The sequence below is a fragment of the Verrucosispora sp. FIM060022 genome (genome assembly GCF_003977705.1).
Classification (GTDB): Bacteria; Actinomycetota; Actinomycetes; order Mycobacteriales; family Micromonosporaceae; genus Micromonospora; species Micromonospora gifhornensis.
Genome location: NZ_RQIV01000001.1, coordinates 1,288,005 through 1,305,027 on the forward strand (window position 1 = coordinate 1,288,005; position 17,023 = coordinate 1,305,027).

The 17,023-nt window shown below is 75.1% G+C and carries 7 protein-coding genes; 3 read left to right on the plus strand and 4 right to left on the minus strand.

Annotation, left to right across the window (positions count from 1 at the left end; all coding sequences use genetic code 11):
• The first annotated feature begins 78 nt into the window (after window positions 1-78).
• The 3 genes from EG812_RS05680 to EG812_RS05690 all read left to right on the plus strand — a co-directional run bounded on the left by EG812_RS05680 (window position 79) and on the right by EG812_RS05690 (window position 4,081).
• On the plus strand, window positions 79-1,089 hold the full coding sequence (locus EG812_RS05680; RefSeq protein ID WP_013734103.1) for a peptidoglycan-binding domain-containing protein: 1,011 nt from the start codon (window positions 79-81) through the stop codon (window positions 1,087-1,089).
• 131 nt (window positions 1,090-1,220) lie between these two features.
• Window positions 1,221-3,425, plus strand: coding sequence for a sensor histidine kinase (locus EG812_RS05685; RefSeq protein WP_126710945.1), 2,205 nt, complete (start codon window positions 1,221-1,223; stop codon window positions 3,423-3,425).
• Window positions 3,422-4,081 carry a response regulator transcription factor gene (locus EG812_RS05690; protein WP_126710946.1) on the plus strand — a complete coding sequence of 220 codons (660 nt, stop codon included), beginning with the start codon at window positions 3,422-3,424 and terminating at the stop codon, window positions 4,079-4,081. Before EG812_RS05685 ends, EG812_RS05690 begins: the two co-directional genes overlap by 4 nt.
• A 104-nt stretch (window positions 4,082-4,185) precedes the next feature.
• Here the strand turns inward: EG812_RS05690 and EG812_RS05695 are convergent, their stop codons facing one another.
• From EG812_RS05695 to EG812_RS05710, 4 genes are all read right to left on the minus strand, one after another.
• Window positions 4,186-6,972, minus strand: coding sequence for a peptidoglycan-binding domain-containing protein (locus tag EG812_RS05695; RefSeq protein WP_126710947.1), 2,787 nt, complete (start codon window positions 6,970-6,972; stop codon window positions 4,186-4,188).
• Between the two features lie 61 nt (window positions 6,973-7,033).
• Window positions 7,034-10,147 carry a peptidoglycan-binding protein gene (locus EG812_RS05700; protein WP_126710948.1) on the minus strand — a complete coding sequence of 1,038 codons (3,114 nt, stop codon included), beginning with the start codon at window positions 10,145-10,147 and terminating at the stop codon, window positions 7,034-7,036.
• A complete protein-coding gene (locus tag EG812_RS05705) occupies window positions 10,144-12,015 on the minus strand; it encodes a hypothetical protein (protein WP_126710949.1) in 1,872 nt (623 codons plus the stop codon). The genes EG812_RS05700 and EG812_RS05705 overlap by 4 nt, the downstream gene beginning before the upstream one ends.
• 13 nt (window positions 12,016-12,028) lie before the next feature.
• Window positions 12,029-17,008: a hypothetical protein gene (locus EG812_RS05710; protein WP_126710950.1), complete on the minus strand. Its 4,980-nt coding sequence runs from the start codon at window positions 17,006-17,008 to the stop codon at window positions 12,029-12,031.
• Window positions 17,009-17,023 lie beyond the last annotated feature (15 nt).

Below are 17,023 nucleotides of genomic sequence, written 5' to 3' on the forward strand. Positions count from 1 at the left end.
CACCCGGGACAGTCGTCCCTGGTGCCTGGGTCTGTGGCCCGCACAGACTCACCAGCCGGAGCCGACAGGGAGGAACCGGTGGAGAGCGCACGTCACGAACCCGTCGCAGGCACGCTGCTGGAGGACGAGGACCCGGAAAGTCATGTCGGGGAGGCGGTCGACTTCGACCTCTTCGACCACGAGGACCAGGCGGAGCCGGAGCCCGCTGCGGAGGACCCGGCAGGGTTGCGGGCGGCGTACCACCTCGCGCCGACGCTCAGGGTACTGCGCGACGAGGTGGACCGGCGCTGGCCGAAGCGGGACCGAACCTCGGACGGCTGGATCGGTGACGCCGCGCACCGGGGCACCCGGTCCGACCACAACCCCGACGCGGACAACGGGTCGGTCAACGCCCTGGACATCGACCGGGACGGCATCGACCCGATGCTGGTGGTCCGCCGGTGCATCGTCCATCCCTCGACCCAGTACGTCATCTTCGACCGGACCATCTGGAGTCGGACCCGCAACTTCGCCGCCGCCCGGTACACCGGCAGCAACCCCCACGACCGGCATCTGCACGTCAGTGTCAGCCACGACCGGGCGTTAGAGGCCAGTACCCGGAGCTGGGGGATCGCCGACGCGGTCGTCCCGAAACTCGGCGACCGGGTGCTGCGCCGCGGCAGTACCGGCAGCGACGTGCGGGAACTACAGACCCTCGCGGGCCGGCTCGGCGGCGACCTCGCCGTCGACGGTGACTTCGGGCCCCGGACCGAGACCTGGGTCCGCGACTTCCAGAAGGCGCAGCGGCTCACCGTCGACGGTGTGGTCGGTGCCCAGACCCTCGCCGCACTGCGGGCGGCGACCGCACCCGCCCCGCCCTCGGCCGGTCGCCGGCCCGGTTCGCGGACCGTACGTCGGGGCAGCACCGGCGAGGACGTGGCCTTCGTGCAGCGATTCGTCGGCGAGCGGCGGTGTGGGCCGGCGACCGGCTCGTTCGACGCGAAGACCGAATCGGGCGTGCGGTGGTATCAGGGAATGCGTGGGATCACCGTGGACGGTGTGGTCGGCCCGCTGACGTGGCGACAGATGGGTGTCCGGGTGACCTACTGACCCTCGCCCCGGCCGGGCCGACGGTGACCGGGGGCTGCAGGGCGGCGGTGGGACCGAATGGGCGCGGTGGTGTCGCAACGGTGGATCGTCGGTGCCGGGAGGTCGGACGGGTGAGGCATGATGCGTGCGGCGTGACCGACCCGGCCGGATCCGGACCGGACCCGGCCGGCGGCCCGGCTGTGGAGGACGCGATGGCGATGGCCGACCCCGATCGGGGCCGTCCGGTCGTGGCGTGGCTGGTGCTCGCCCTCACCGGCGGGCTCACCCTTGGCGCGGCGGTAGCCGGGACGGTCGCCGCACCCCCCTGGCGGTCGGACCTGCTCTGGTGGCTGGTCGACCTGACCGTCGGCGCCGGTTTCGGGCTGGTCGCCTGGCTGACCCTGCTGCGCTGGTCGCACCCGGCGGCCGGGCTCGCCGCGCTGGTCGGGGTGGGTGCCGCGGCTTCGGCGGCGGCCGCCGGGTGGGCGGCCTCGGCCCACCGCTGGCCGTACCTCTGGGCACCGGAGATACCCCCTGCCGGGGCCGGGTTCGTACCGGCCTGGTCGGCCCTGATCGTGGTGCTGCCGTGGCTGCTCCCGGTGCGGCCGGTGGGCCGGTCGGTCCGGATCGCCGTGGGAGCCGCCGTCGCGGCGCAGGTGTTCCTGTCGACCGTGCGGTACGGGTGGGTACCGGATGAGCTCGTCGGGTCGGTCCGCGACACGCTGGCAGTGGCGCTCGGACCCGGGCTGCCGGCCGTTCTCGCGGTGCTCGGCTTCGCCGCCACCGCCGGGGTGCTGGCTCGCCGCCGTGCCCTTCCCCCATGGCAGCGGCACGGCCTGGGGTGGCTCGCCGTCGGCACCCTGCTGCACGCGCTGGCCCTGCTGGGGTCCACCCTCGACCCGGTCCTGCCGCGCGGGGTTCCGGTCGCGCCGCTGCTGATGCTCGCCGCGCAGGCGTTCCTCCCGGCGTCGGTGCTGGTGCTGGTGCTGCGCCAGCGGCTGTGGGGGCTTGCGCACACCGTCCGGCAGACCCTGGTGTGGGCGCTGACCACCGGCCTGCTGATCGGCGGGTACGCCCTCGGGGTGGTGACGCTCGGCAGCCTGCTGCCGGCCACCTCGGTGCTGCCCGAGGTGCTGACGACCGCAGCGTTGGCGGCGGTGTTCCACCCGGTTCGCCAGTGGGTGCAGCGCCGGGTGGACCGGCTGGTGCACGGTGACGGCGGGCAACCGTTGATCCGCCAGGTCGCCGAGCGGCTGCGTGATGTCGACGGGGGGATGCAGATGCTCGACGCGGTGGCCGACGGGATCGCGGACTCGTTGGGGCTGGCAACCGTGACGATCACGGTGACCGGGAACCCTGGCGGGTGGCTTCCCGCGCAGTGGCTGAGCGGTGCGTGTCCGTCCCCACCGTCCACCGGACCCGGACCGGCCGTGCCGGCCACCGGGCCGACCCCGTCCACCTCGGCCACCGGGCCGACCCCGTCCACCTCGGCCACCGGGCCGGGCCGGGCCCACGGGTCGACGACGTCGGGCACGGTGCCGCCGCTGACGATCCGCCTGGTCGCCGGCGACCGGTCGGTGGGGGTGCTGCGGGCGTGGCCACGTACCGGGGAGCGGGTGGCCGGCCGGGCGGCCTCGGTTCTGGCCGACCTGGCTCCGGTGCTGGCGGCGCTCGCCGAACTGGCGGTCGCCCAGCAGGCCCTGCAGCGGTCGCGGCTGCAACTGGCCAGGGGTCGCGACGAGGAGCGCCGCAAGCTGCGTCGGGACCTGCACGACGACCTGGGGCCGGTGCTGAGCGGGGTGTCGCTGGGGCTCGCCGCTGGACGCAACATGCTGCGTCCGCACCGGCACCTGCCGGCGGTCGCGGCGGCCGACGATCTGCTGGAACGGCTGGTCGCCGAGGTCGACCGGCAGACGGTGGCGGTGCGTGACAACGCCAGGGACCTGTTGCCCCCGTTGCTCGACGACGGCGCGTTGCGGCCGGCGCTGGAGCGGTTACGGCAGCGCTACGCCGACGCGGGGCTGCTCCTGCGGGTCCGCTCACCGGAGGTGAACCTCCCCGAGCCGGTGGCGACGGCGGTGTACGGCATCGTGGCCGAGGCGGTCCGCAACGTACACCGGCACGCCGATGTGGACTCCTGCACGGTCGAGGTGACGAACGGGCCGGAGGGGTTGGAGGTGTCTGTGGTGGACGAGGGCAGGGGCATTGCGCCCGGGGCGGCGGTGGGGGTCGGCACCCGCTCCATGCAGGAGCGGGCGGAGGGGATCAGCGCGGACCTGAGCATCGGTCCCCTGTACGCCCGGCCGGTCCGCCCGGGTACCCGTGTGCGGCTGCTGCTGCCCGGGAGCCTCCGGTGAGCCGGGAGCAGCCGGAGCGACCGATCCGGGTCGCCGTCGTGGACGACCATCCGGTGTTCCGGCTCGGCATGACCGCGCTGCTCGGCACCCTGATCGGCATCGAGTGCGTCGGTGAGGCGGTCGACGTGGACTCGGCGCTGGACCTTGTCGCCGGTCATCTCCCGGACGTCGTCCTGATGGACCTGCATTTGGGGGATCGCTCCGGGGTGGAGGCCACCCGGTTGATCCGGGCCCGGCATCCCGAGGTCGCCGTGCTGGTGGTCACGATGTTCGACGACGACGACTCGCTGTTCGGGGCGCTGCGGGCCGGCGCGTCGGGGTACCTGCTCAAGGGGGCGGCCCCGCAGCAGGTGGAGCGGGGTGTCCGGGCGGTGGCCAACGGCGAGTTGCTGCTCGGTCCGGAGATCGGCGCCCGCGCGGTCGGCTTCTTCGTCCGGGGCGCCGACCCGGTGCCTTTCCCGCAGCTCACCGACCGGGAACGGGAGATCCTCGACCACGTGGCGCAGGGGCTGGACAACGCGACCATCGCGCACCGGCTCGCGCTCAGCCCGAAGACCGTGCGCAACCACCTGTCCAACATCCTGGTCAAGATCGGTGTCGGCGACCGGGCCCAGGCCATCGTGCGGGCCCGGGAACACGGCCTCGGCCGGCGCTGAGACGGACGGCTCCGGCGTGGGCGGCCCACCCAGCCGCTCTGCGGATCACGGACGGCACCGCCCCGACCGCCCGTCCGGATGCCGGACGGGCGGCGAGGTCCGGGTCAGTGCCCGGTCGCCCCGCCCGCAGCGGCGTCGGGCGTGTACTCGTCGGTGTCCGGAGGCCAGAGGAGCGCGAGCTGAAAGGAGCCGGCGACCGGCGAGAGACCGGCGTAGCCCGCCGCCACGGCCACGCTGGCACCGAACCCGGGCGGGTCCGCCGGAGCGAGATCGACGAGAGCGGCCGTGAGGGCTGCCTGGGCCCAGTCCGCCTCGGGGCCGGTGCGCGGGTCCAGCAGGCGCGGCCCGGGGCCGTACACCGTATGGAAGACCGCCCGGAGCCCGTCTGCGGCCCCGTGCTCGCCCAGCACCTGCTCCGGTAGCACGGTGTGCCACCGCAGCAGCGCCGCCACCGCCTGCTCGCTGGTGAAGACCTCGCCGAGGGTGGCGTCCCGGGACGAGTCCGTCCCGTGGCGCACCAACGGGCCGGTCGGTGTGCTGCTGCCCGGGTAGCGCCAGCTCCGCTGCCGCAGCCGGTTGATCCGTCGGACGGCGAACCGCCACATCGCCCGACGCAGCCCGTCGGTGGTGCGCAGCGTCATCACCAGGCGGTGCACCGCGTGCCACCCCTGCAGGTGGTCGAAGACCTCGCCGTCGGTGGGGCCCAGCGGCAGCAGGTCGTGCGGGTGCACCCGGCCCTCGGCGTCCCGCAGCCCGTACAGGGCGAGTCGGCCCGCCTCGCGGGCGTGGTGGCCGGCCGCACCGTCCGACCAGACATCGCGCGCCCACCACGGCTGCGCCGGCCAGATTCCGTACCGGCCGAGGTCGCGCCGGTAGCCCGTGGGGTCGATGAACTGGTAGTAGGCGAGCAGGGCGGCCAGGTCGCCGAAGCCGTCGACGCCGAGCGACCAGCGCAGCGGTCCCAGCCGTAACCGGTCGGCGCCGCTGGCGTCGACTGCGTCGAAGTGCGTCCCCCCGCCGGCCTCGGCCACCGCCCGGATCACCCGGTACGTGCTCAGATCGGCCCGCGGCAGCGGCGGTGTGTCGTTGTACTCCGGCGGGATCAGTGACTGCGGGGTGAGCGCCGCCTCCGGCCAGAGCGCGGCGCCGGCCACCACGGGACCGCCGGGTGTGCCGGTGCCCGGATCTGGTGCGGCGTACCGCCCGAGCGCAACCCGGCCGGGCCCGCCCGGCAGCCGCCGGGCCGCCGGGATCGGATGACGTTCCAGGTGGTCGGTGGCGTACACGCCGAGGGTCGGGTCGGTTTCGTCGGCCGGGTGCCAGAGGTTCGCTGTGACGACCTCGCCGGGCACGTCTGCCTGCATCCGGTACGCGTCGACGGTGGCGGCGTTGCGGGTCTGGAGGCCCTTCGCGTCGGGGGTGAGCCAGGTCTTCAGCAGGGTGGCGGTGTCCGGGTTCAGGCACCCGTTGATCCGACCGTGGTAGCGGCGCACCGCCGGTAGCACGGCGGGGTCCACCGGGTTGCCGGCCTCGTCGAGCCGGAGCTTGTGGACCCGCGCGAACCGGGCCGAGATCTGGAACTCGCGCAGCGCCGACGCGGTGCGCGGACCGAAGCTCCCGACCGGGTCCGGCGAGGTCGGGAAGCCGAGTTGGGTGAGGTGCTGCTGGAGGAGGCGCACGTGGGTCCCGGGTTCGCCGTGGGCGATGCCGCCGTACCGGCCGTCTGCGTCGCTGTCGCCGAGCCGCAGCGGATGCGCGCCGTAGGTGTCGAGCGCCCGGGGGGCCACCGGCCACGAGCCGATGGTCCAGCCGTCGGCGGCGAGCCCGTCGCGCAGGAACTGTGCGAACCGGATGGCGATCACGTCCATCATCGCCTTACCCCATGGGCTGGCGAGGCCGTCGTCGAAGAACTCCCTGCCGGCCAACTGCAGCGCCTCGGCAGCACTGCGCACGTGCGCGGCGATCGTGATCTCGGCATACTCGGTCAGGGTGACGGTGCCGGTGGTCACGTCGTAGGTGTGCGGGATCGCCGGGCGGGCCCGCCGGACGAAGAGGTGGAAGCGGTTGTCGGAGTGCAGCACCCGCCGGTCGGGTGCGGTGCCGGTGGCGGCCGGGCTGGGGCCGTAGTAGCCGCGCAGTAGGTCGGTCAGTGGGGTGGAAAGGCTCGGGTCGAGCGCCTCGAATTCGGGCATGAGCAGGATGCCGTCCATGTCGCCGAGCATGTCGTCGGTGGCGCAGTTGCCGGCGGCGGCGTCCAGCCAGCCGAGCGGTACCGCCAGGGAGGCCGGGTCCGTCGGTTCGGTCCACTCCCGCCCCGCCCTCCTGGCCTCATCCTTCGCCTTCTTCCGAGCCCGGTTGTACCCCCGCCACCAGGAGGCGAGGTCGCCGGTCCAGCTCATCGCGCCGTACGGATCGGTCCGGACGGAGAGGGCTACTGCGGCTGTCGCCAGCCCGTTGAGGGCCGCGTCGGCGCAGACCCAGACGTGGGACAACTCCACCGCGGGGCGGGGTCGGGTGCCGAGTTCGCCGTGCCAGGTACTCACCGAGCCGGCGCCGACCAGACCGTCGAGGGTCTCCTGCGACGCGTGCTCCCAGGACAGTGGTGCGTGCAGTCGCGACGAGTGGGAGTTGAGGATGGTGTCGAAGGCCGGGAAGCTGCCGTGCCGACCGTAGTGCAGCATGCGGATGCGCTGCGCCGTCTCGCCGCTGTCGCGGATCCTCGACTCGACCTCGGCCACCCAGTCCAGGTACTGCTCCAGGTCGGGGCTGAAGGCCTTGTACTCGCCGCCGAGGGTGACCGGGCCACCCGGCCAGCGGCGGCCCTGCTCCGGTAGCGTCCGCACCGCCGTGGCGAGGACGGCGGCGACCGGGTCGGCGGTTTCGGTGCTCATGGTGCTCCCTCGGCCGGTAGCGGCCCTGGTGGTGATGGACGTCGGGGAAGGGGCCGGCGGCTCACGGCGCGCCCGGCCCGGCGGGGCGTTCGTCCGGGCGCACCAGCCACAGCCGGGCGGCGATCTTGTTCTCCCACTGGGCTGCGGAGAGATGCGGCGGCGGCGGGGTCACCGGGTTGGTGCTGCTGCGGGTCCACAGGGCCCGGGAGTCGGCGCGCCCCAGTGGGGCCAGGTCGGCCAGCGGCGGGTCGGGGGCCAGCCCCAGCAGGGCCCGCTCCTGCTGGTGCAGCCCGATCAGAGTCCCTCGGAGTTCGAAGTAGGCGGGAGAGACGATGCACCCCGCCGACCCGGTGCTGGCCGCCACGTCGTCCCCGGTGTTGGTGTGCCCGTCGTGGAACCGGATGTAGACCTTGCCGTCGAGGTCGTCGGCCACGTGCAGCAGCGGCGGGAACGGCTGCCAGGTCTGGGGGGCACCGGGCAACGGCCGGGGGTTGCTGATGTCGTCCAGGTAGTAGCGGCCGTGGGCGACGTGGTCGTCCTCCCCGGCGGTGACCACCTTCAACGAGTAGTTCTTGAAGGCGTCACCGGACCGGAAGGACCGGCACTCGTAGTGGGTGTTGCCCCGGATCGCCGACCGGTTGCCGCCCTGGTACCGCCACGCCGAGAAGCTGGTGAACGAGTACGCCGCGTGCTGTCGGCCGCCGTGCACGACGACGGCCACCCCACCGTAGTGGTCGGTGCCCCGGCGGTCGGGCCGGAACCCGGTCGGGATCGGGTCGAACCGTCCGCCGACGCCGGCCGGGATCTGCCAGGACGAGGACTCGCCGTCGAGGGCCGGCTCGCCGTCGAGGGTCAGGGTCCGGGTCGCCAGGTCACACCCGACGATCCGGTACGTCCCCGAGGGGCGGGCCACGTCGGCGGGCAGGTGGATGGTGTCGAGGTTGAGCACGAGGAGGGTGAGCCCGGCGTCGCCGTCGAGGACCACCTGGTTCGCCGCCGCACCGGGCCGGGCACCGGTGCCGACCAGGTGCGGTCGTTCGCCGACCGGGTCCACCACCACGATCTGCGGGCGGCGGCGCAGCAGCCAGGACTGGTCCGGGCCGACCAGCTGCGGGCTGCCGTGGACGGTGACGGTCCGGGTGGCCGCCTCGACGGCCGCGACCCGGAACCACCGCTGGGCGGCCGGCGCGGTGCCGGCCAGGAAGAGCAGGTCCCGGTGGGAGGTGGCGGGGGTCTGGCCGTCCGTCCGCCACACCTCGGTCAGATCGGCGTCGCCGTCGAGGCGCAGCCGGAACTGGTTCGGCGGATGCGGCGGCAGGGGGGTCGCGGCGACCCCGCTCGGGTCGAGCAGGTCCACCCGGTGGTACCCCGGGTCCTCCGGTGGGCGGGGCACGTTGCGCCCCACCTGATCCCCGGCGGTGCGGGGCAGCCAGGGGTCGTTCAGGTTCAGGTAGAACTCGGTGACCGCCTCCAGGTGGAACAGGTTCCCGTCGGCCACGTCCAGCACGTACGGGGGTTCACCCCCCTCGTCGACGGCGAACCCGGCCCGCACCATCAGCCGCCGCCGCCACAGGTCCTTCTGCGCGTTGCCGACCTGCCGCCACTGCGCCGGGGTCAGCGGGGTCCCGTCCCGGGCCGCCGTCAGGGTGGCCCACGGGTACAGCTCCCTGGTGGTCCGGGACAGCACGGTGGCGGCGGGCAGCCCGGCCAGCGCGGGCCGGACGATCCGCGTCGCGTCGGGCATCCCGTGGTGGCCGGGTCGCCGCCACAGGTCGATGGTGCCCGCGGTCTCGTCGTCCAGCCGGCCGTGCGGCAGGCCCAGGTGCCGCCGGTGCGCCGGACGTCGAGAGTCTCCGGCGACCCCGGCGCGGGTCGCCGTGACCTCCCGGTGGGAGGCCACGAGTTGCAGCTCGCGCAGGGCACTTTCGGTGGACGCGTCGAACCGCCCGGTCTCGGCGACGGTGAACCCGAGTTCGGTGAGGTCCCGTTGGAGCAGGGCCACCGGGGCCTGCGGTGGGCCGGCGGCCCGCATCTGCCCGCCGAAGCGGCGTTCGGCGTCGCTGTCGCCGTGGCGCAGGTGCCAGCCGCCGTACCGGCCCAGGGCGGCCGGTGCGGCCGGCCAGTCACCGGCGCTCCAGCCGTCGCCGGCGGCGCCGGCCAGCAGCGCCCCGGCGAACCGGTCGACGAGTTCGGTGAGCATGGCCATCCCCCAGGTCCCGTGCAGCGCCTCAAGGGCGTCCGGCACCGTCCAGGCGTGCCGGTGCCGCCCCAGGTGCTGCCGGATCACCAGGAACGTCGCCGCGCTCATCACCGGAGGGCGCAGGGCGGCGGCGAGCCGGGCCGGGTCGGACTCGCGGGGGATCGGTGGGGTGGCCGTGTCGTACAGCAGGCGGAACCGGTTGTGTGCGTGCCGTTCGGTCGGGTCCGTGGTGGCCGGACCGGCCGGGTCGTAGTAGCGGGCCAGCATCGTGCTGACCGGGGTGGCCGGATCCCAGGCCGCGGCGAGGTTCAGCCCGTCGACCACCGCGAGCAGCCGCTCGATACCGGCCCGTTCGGCGATCGCCTCGGCCAGCCACTGCCGGGGGCGGGCCAGGTCGGCCGGGTCCTCGACCCATATGTCACCGACCTCGCGGACCGCCTGCTCGGCGGCGCGGCGGCGCAGCTCGTAGCCGAGCCACGCCTCGGCCAGCAGCCCCGGCCAGCCGAGCAGTGCGGCCCCGTCGTACAGCGCACCCTGCGGGGTCGGCTCGCCGAGGCGCTGGTCCAGCAGGCACCAGATCGGGTACGTGTCGACGAGCCGGGGCGTACCGGTCGGTCCGACCCCGATCTGGAGCCGTCCGGTGCGGTACAGCCCGTTCAGGGCCGCCCGGGGGGCGTCGGCGACGGTCAGCGGGGTGCGCGCCCACGGGTGCGGGTGGGCGATCAGCTCGTCCGGCTGCCAGGTCTCCGGTGGTTCGCCGCCGCAGATGAGCAGCCGGATCCGGCGGACCACCTCCTGGGGCTGCCAGGGCGGCTGGTGCGGGCCCGCCTCGACGGCCGCCAGCCATGACCGGTAGCTGCGCCAGCCGGCCAGGTGGGCGCGTTGCTCGCCGGCCAGAGCGGTGGGGCCGAAGGGCCAGCGTTCGTCGGGGCGCGCGCGCAGTGCCTCGACCGCCTCGATGACGGGGGCGGTCACGACTGCTCCGCCGGAGGTCGGTTCGGTGGGAGGCCGGGCCCTGCGGGTCGCGGTGCGGCCGGCGGACCGCCCGGCTCGGGTGCGCCGGGCAGACCCGGCGCGGTGACCGGGCCGGGCCAGAGCACGTCGTGGTACCGGCCGCTGGCACCGCCGCCGCGGCCGACCCGGGTGCGCCGGCCCAGCCACAGGTGTTGGCGGCCGTCGGTCCAGCGGGCGTACTGCCAGGCGCGGGTGAGGTGGGTGCCGGCCCGGGTCACCTCCTCCCGGTGCAGCCGGTGCTGGCGGAGTTCGGCCAGCAACCGGCCCCAGGGCAGCGGGGCGGGCGTGCCGTCCAGCGGCGGGACCGCCCCGAGGTCGAGCATCTGGGCGGCCTGCGGCGACGGGTCCAGCGGGAACCAGTGGCCCGGGGTGTCGGTCCGTAGCCGGTAACGCAGCGGCAGGTCCGGGTCGGCGGAGGGGGTGACGGTGCCGCCGGCGACGTGGCCGGCGGCGTGGCGTTCCGCCCGGTCCACCGGTCGTCCGTCGGGACCGCAGGCGGTCGCTTCCACCGCCCACACCTGGTTGGCGCTCTCGTCGCGCAGCAGCCAGACCTCCTCGACGGGGGCCGAGTCGTGGCTGTCGTCCAGAGTGGGCAGCAGGGTGAAGGTGCTGTCCCGCAGCGAGAGGGGCCCGGTGCCGCCACTGAGTGGGTCGTACGCGCTGTGCTCGTAGATGGCGAACTCGGCGCCCCGCACCGCCGACCGGGTGGGCGGTACCAGCATCCGCTGCCCGAAGGTGTCGTGCACGACGAGCGAGGAGACCCGGCACACCGAGCCGACCTCCATCGCCACCGGGAACAGGAAGAAGTCGTTGCTGTAGACGGTGGCGTACTCGACGAGCAGCATGGTGGCGATGCTGTCCCCGGCGGCCCGGACGCTGCCGAAGTCGACCGCCGCGTTTTCGAACTCCCACCACCGGGCGGCGGGCATGCCCCGGAAGGTGACCGGGGTCGGGATGCCCGAGGCGAGGAACGGGCGGCCCGTCCCACCGGGGTCGCTGGCGACGGCCCCCAGCGACCCGCCGGGCACGTGGTCGAATGCGTACCAGTCCAGGCTGCCGGAGGCGTACTCGTCGGTGGTGAGGACGAACTCCGGTTCGCCGCCGACGGCGGGGGCGGCCAGCGACACCTGGTACTCCAGCCGCTGCGGCGACCAGGTGGGCAGTTCCGGCAGGGCCCGCCCGGTCACCCCGTCGTACCAGGCGAGGAAGCGCAACGCCGCGGCCCGGACGGGCCGCGCGGCCGCGCTGGTCAGGGGCGGCTGCGCGGGCAGCGTCGGACGCCCCCCGTCGGGCGGGCGCAGCCCCGAGTCGAGGGCGGCGAAGAGCGCCACCCCGTCCGGCACCCGGGCCGCCAGCAGCCGGTCCCCGGCCGGCAGGCCCTCGGTGGGGACGGGATGCGTGGCCAGCAGCCCGGCGACGTAGCCGGCCTGGCTCTCGGCGGGCAGCATGGTGCCCTCCCATTCCTCGGCCAGCAGGGTCAGGAAGTACCCACCGGCCCGCAAGGCCAGGTCCCGGGTGCCCTCGGTGCCGACCACCGCCGGTTCGGACTCGACCAGGGCCTCCAGGGGCACGGTACCGACGTCGTACCGCAGCCCCGTGGCGCCCGGGCCGGTGGGGGGTGGCCCGGGACGTAGCCGGGTCAGCCCGGTGACCGTGCCGCGCAACCGGGCCCAGACCGGGGTACCGGCGTCCGTAGCGGCGAACTCGCCGAGCTGCCACTGCCGGGTCAGCAACCACAGGGGATCGGCGATGCCCGCCTGTAGGCCCTCCTCCCCGGTCCGTTCCCGGACCGTCGGCTCCAGCCGGGCCCAACCGTTCTGCATGCTCATGACTTCTCCCCGCTCACACGTCGGCGCTGGTCCAGGACATGACCTCGTACGTGAAGGCCCCGGCGAGCTCGTGGTACGCCTCGGTCGACGGCTCGTCGTGCTCCCACGCCCCCTGCACGGCCAGGGTCGCGGGCACCGGCGTCCAGTGCTTGATCTTGATGATCGGTTTGCCGCGGTCGTTGTATTCGACCGGCGGTTTCGGGCGACCGGGCACCCGCAGGGTCACCGCCGCCCTGCCCGGCACGGCGGCCGGTACCACCCCGGTCACGGGCAGGTCGAGTCCGAGCACCCGGAAGGTGATCGGTGGATCCCTGTGCGGGATCGGCACTGTCGGCAGCAGGTGGCCGTCGACCTCGAGCACCACGGTGGCGTCGTACTGGTCCTGGCGCACGACGGCGGGGGTGACGGCGGTGATGGTGACCCGGGGGGTGACGCGGACCAGCCAGGTGGCGATGCCACCCCGGGTGACCAGCCGCAGTTCGTACGTGTCGACCGCGGGGTAGTCGGTGCCGGTGCGGGCCGCGCTCAGTTCCAGTTCGGTCTGGTCCGGCGACTGGGCGAGCACCCGGAGCCGCAGCCCGGGCTTGTCGACGCTCCACGTGCTGGTCTCCTGCGGGATGTGCAGGTTCTCGCCGGTGACGATGACCTGCACGGTGCGCCCCTGCCGGATTCCGGCGAGCGCTGTCTGCGTTCCCTTCAGGACGACGGAGCCGATCCGGGGCTGCCCGGCGACCTTCGGCACCCCGAAGGTCGCCGGCACCGATGCCAGCCGGCTCACCTCCACCGCGCCGGGGGCGGTCGTCGGCCACAGCGGCAGGTACGCCAGCGAGCTGAGCAGGTGCTCGGGGATGAGGTCGGTGCGGTCCACGGATCGGAGCTTGACCAGGTCGATGGTCTCGTTGACGGTCGCGGCCAGGTCGTCGAGGGTCCAGCTGCTGCCGGCCGGCCGGGGCGAGACGGCCAGCAGCACGGCCTGCGGTGCCTGCGCCCCGGGCGCGTCGTAGTGGTACGCGACCGCCGTCGTCTCCCGGCGGGCCGGCACCACCTCGCCCCACTCGTCGAGCAGCAGCCCGGCCAGCGAGCCGGTGGCGGCCGGGCCGGCGCCGACCGCGACGAGCGAGGTCACCCCGGTCGGCACGGTGTCGGCCGGGTCCAGCGGCGGCAGACCGACCCAGCGCCGGGCCGGTTCCCCGGCGGCCGGCGCGGGCACCTGACCGATCCTCAGGTCCAGACCCCACCCGGTCGCCAGCGCCTGACCGAACCGGCAGACGGTCTCGACCGCCGCGACGGCCGGCCGGATCCGGGCCGTCCGGGCGAACCAGGCCAGCGGCTCCTGACCGGCCGGCGCGCCGCTGACCGAGGTGCCGGCGAACGCGCGGGCGAGCTGGCCCGGGTCGGCCGGGGTGAACCGGGGTACCACCAGGAAACCCGGCCCGAAAACGGCCCGGAGCAGGTCGACCCAGTCCGGTGCCCGGCTGGCCCGCGCCGCGATCTCGTCCGCCGCCATGCTGCGGCGCCGCACCTCGGCGTAGCCGGCGAGGACCTGGGTGGTGAGGGTGGACACGGCGGCGGCGGTCACCTCGGCCGCGGGCCCACCCTCCGCTGCGGTGGCGTCGAGGATGTGCCGGGCCACCGGCACCACGTTCGGCACCCCGAAGGCGGTGGCGGTGAGCAGGTGCGCCGCCGCCGTGCTCAGGTCGGCGACGCCCTCAGGGTGCCCGTGGTCCTCGATGTCCCCGACGGCGTCGCGCAGCGCCGCCCGCAGGGTGGTCAGGCCCAGGTGGGCCACCGTCGCCCGCTGCCGCAACTCCTCCAGGAGCACCCCGTCCGGCTCGTCCTCGTCGCCCGCCGTGCCACCGGCGACCAGGTCGGTGCGGGTCAGCGGACGGGCGGTGGAGAGCACCGCCGCGATCGAGCGCACCACTTCCAGCAGGTCGGTGAGGTAGACCTGGCCGGCGCTGAGCGGACCGGCCGGGTCCGGCAGGAGCCGCACGGTGGCGTCCGGTCCGACGTCGGTCGGGCGGCGCGCCGGGTCCAGGTGATGCCAGGCGAGCCGGCTCTCGATCCCGGCCGGGTCGTCGGCGTACCCGAGCAGGTCCAGTGGGTACGGCAGCGCGTCGTCGAGGGTGACCCGGCGGTTCGGGGCCAGGGCCGCGCCGGTCGCCGGGTCGACGAAGGTGAGGTCGGCGACCACCCGCTCGGCGGGGCCCAGCACCGCCGCCACCCAGGCGGCGAGGGCGGGCTCGGCGGTTTCCCGGGGGCCGGTCTGCCACCCGCCCGGCCCGGTGCCCGGCGGGGGCGCGTCCAGCATCAGCAGGAGCCGGTGGGTGATCCCGGCGCCGGTGCGGGGGGTACGGACCACCTCCAGCTCCGGTGGGGCGACCCCGTCGACCTTGCCGATCGCCAGCGCCGCGCTGGCCCGCTGGTAGTTGCCCTGCAACGTGTGGTGCAGCCCTTCGGCGACGGAGAGGTCACCGACCGCGTCGAGGGCTTCCCGGGCCACCTCGATCGCCGGTCGGACGGCGGTCAGCGGGGGCAGCCCGCCGACCCCCCAGCGCAGCTGCCCGGCGGTGTGTGCGGTGAGCAGCGCGACTCCGTCGACCACCTCCTGCTCACCGGTCTGACCGGCCAGCGCGGCGACCGCCCGACGCAGCGCGGGGATGCCCGCCGCCTGCCCGGTGTCGTGCAGGGCCCGTTCGATGCGGTACCCGATCAGCGCCGCCAGGGTCTGCCCCTGGCGCAGCCCTTCGACGACGGCGGTGCCGAGCCGGACCCGACGGGAGGAGAGGTCGAGGGCGAAGGGGCTGGTCCCGGTGGCGCCGGCCTCCTCGGCGTGGTTGAGGTGACCGGCCCGCAGCACGGCGGCGGTCGCCGCCTGGGCCACGCTCGGCGCGTGCAGGTAGCCGGCGTCGCTGGCGCGGCGCAGCAGGCCGGGCGCCTCACCCGGCGGGATCTGGTCGGCCGGTACGGCGAGGTCCTGGCTGCCGGGGGTCAGGTTCTCGACGAAGCCGTATCCGCCGAGGGCGAGCCCGGCGTGCGGGTCGGCGCGCAGCCGGGCGAGCCTCCGGGTGGCCACCGAGGTGGCCCAGGCATCGAACCGGAAGCCGGCCAGGTCCAGCGACTCCCGGGTGGCCAGATCGACCACCCGGGCGGGCCGGGTGGCCAGGTCGTCGAGGGCGGCCAGCAGTTCCTCGTACCGGTTCAGCGGCGGCGGTTCGGCGGCGGGGTCGCCGAAGTGGCCCCGGGCCGGGTAGCCCCGCACATCCGGGGCCGGACCGGTGGCGACCAGCCGGGCCGCGTGCCGCAGCAGCAGGTACAGCACCGAGTCGGCCGGCTTGCCCGGCCAGCCACCGGCCTCGACGTCGGCGGGCAGGGTGGCCAGCATCCGGGCCCGCAGGGCGGCGAGCCACGGCACGGTCGGCGCCGTCAGGTCGGCCGCGACCGTCGGCAGGTGCCCGTCGTGGAGGGTCGCGCCGGTGAACGCCTTCACGGCGTCGAACGCCGTGAACGGCGGCACCCCCAACGCCGCGCTGATCCGCTGGTGCATGAGCTGGGCACCGACGACCCGCCCGGCCAGTTGGGACCGGTCGAGCCCCTCCGGTCCCCCCTCGAAGCCGAGGGCCCGGTCGAACCACTCGTGCGCGCCGAAGACACCCCGCATGGCGTAGCCGTCGGAGACCGGGCGGCGCTTGAGGATCTCCAGCACCGGTTTCGTCTCCGGTCGGCTGGTGGTGAGGGCGGCCAGCCAGGTCGGGCGCAGGCGGCGGACGAGGTCGGCCACCCGGGCGCCGGTCGGGTCGGTCGGGTCGGCCTGGTAGCGGTCCAGGGAGACGACCGGGAGCACGCCGTACGGCTGGTTGCCGATCCGCAGTGTGGCCAGGGGGCCCCGGGCCCGGACCCAGTCCACGAAGTGCCGCCGGTACGGCTCCAGCCGGGTGGGACCGACGGTGGTCAGGAACCGTTCCAGCAGGTACCCCCAGGTGGCGGGCCAGAGGGCGGCGTTCATCGCCTGGGCGTCGCGCGACTCCCGTCCCTCGGCCCCCTCGACCCGGCCGAACACCTTGCGGGGTACGCCGAGCGCGGCGGCCAGCCGGGCCCCGTCGGAGCCGTCGTCGGCGGCATCGGGGAGGAGTTCCCGGCGGCTGGTGGTGGCGGCGAGGCCCGCCTCGTCGAGGCCGGAGGGGCCGCGTTCGGTGTTGTTCGTCGGGGTGCCCTGGGCGACCAGGGCGAGTCCGTCGGTGTAGCGGTGCGAGGTGAGCAGCGCGGCGAGGTCGGCGGCGCCACGCACCCCGGCGGTGCCGTCGGGGTCACCCGGGCGGGCCTCGACCCGGACCCCGAGGACGACGAGCCGGTCCAGGACCAGTTGGGTGGGGCTGAGCGGGACCCGCAGCAGCATGCCGTTCGCCTCGCCCTCGGCGGGGTCGATCATCCAGGTCATGCCCGGCGGCGCGTCGAGGGGGTCCGGCCGGTGCCCGGAGGCATCCGGTGCCGGCGGCGGCGCAGGCGTGACGGCCTCGCCCGGCGGCGGGCTGACCGCGAGGTCACGGGGGATCGGCGCGGTCTCACGCTGGAACACCAGCTGGCCGGCGCGGTACCCGAGCACCACGAAGCGGTCCGGCAGGGCGCGGGCGCGCACCGGCTGCGACCACATGGCCGGACGGTCGCCCAAAGGCTCCCCGTCGGTGGGTCGCCGGGCGAGCCAGGCGGCGCGGGTCTCGCCGAACTGTTCGACGAGCCGGGCCCACGCGGAGACCACGTCGGGCGCGTCCGGGTCGGGATCGCGCCCACCGGCGGCGAGGAACTCCTTGCGGGCCTGCGTCTCGACCGGGGTCAGCCCCGGCTCGTGGGAGTCGAAGTGGATCTGGTCGGGGTAGACCCGGACCAGCAGGTCGGCGCCGGGCTGGCCGCCGGACCGGGGTAGGTACCGGGTCTCGATCCGGTACGGCAGCAGGGCGATCGGCGTGCCGGTGGGCACGGTGGTGATGTCGGGCATGGTGTCTCGTTCTCC